At 62.1% G+C, this 709-nt stretch carries 1 protein-coding gene; it reads right to left on the reverse strand.

Going from position 1 to position 709, the window contains the following annotated elements; translation table 11 throughout:
• Positions 1 to 225 precede the first annotated feature (225 nt).
• Positions 226 to 462 (reverse strand): hypothetical protein, encoded by a 237-nt coding sequence (locus VP06_RS33460; protein ID WP_048444515.1) that lies wholly within the window; start codon positions 460 to 462, stop codon positions 226 to 228.
• Positions 463 to 709: the final 247 nt, after the last annotated feature.

Here is a 709-nt window from a genome sequence, read left to right on the forward strand (position 1 = left end):
CTCAGCAGGTCATCTAGGGCGAGTTTCAGGCTTACCCAGAAGCAGGCGCTACGGTACCCGTGCTCATCGTGCGCGCCATCGACAGCAGCTTCTACGAAGTTTCAACCTGCGACCCTCGCGTCCTGCAAAACCTCGAAGCAGCCTTCCGCCATGTGAGGCAAGCCTGACCATCAGACGCTCTTTTCACACAGCCTCCACCCTTTGCAGACGCAGGTGGGCGTACCTTCAGGGGTTCAGAGCCGTGTTTTCATCATACAGATGGAGCGACCAAACCAAGGTCCCCTGATCGTCAGTGAGCCAGACCAAGTTGGCGTCTTCGGTCAGGAGGAAGTCCCCCTCGGCCAGGGCCGCGCTCATGGCCTCTGAGGCGCTGGTGGCTTTGATGACCCGCTCCAGCGTGGCGTGGTCCGTCACAACGCCGTTCGGCTCGCGCCAGCCACGATGCAGCCGGAACGCCCTCACCGGTGATCCCCCTGGCTCCCGGCCTTGCGCTCCTTGCGCCGATCCTTCTGGCCGAGCTTCTTGAGCGGCGGAGCGTCTTGCCTTGCGATCCCTGGCTCGCCTACGCGGAGTTGGTCACGACGACCAAGGTCGCGTTCGGAATGCCGCCGTCGTAGGAATTCGTTCCGGTCGCGCGTTCTATTGCTGCATGTCGTTCAGCGCGCGCCGGTAGTGGTGCAACGACACTAGGAACTCGGTAAGCGTTCTT

Source organism: Methylobacterium aquaticum, assembly GCF_001043915.1.
Classification (GTDB): Bacteria; Pseudomonadota; Alphaproteobacteria; order Rhizobiales; family Beijerinckiaceae; genus Methylobacterium; species Methylobacterium aquaticum.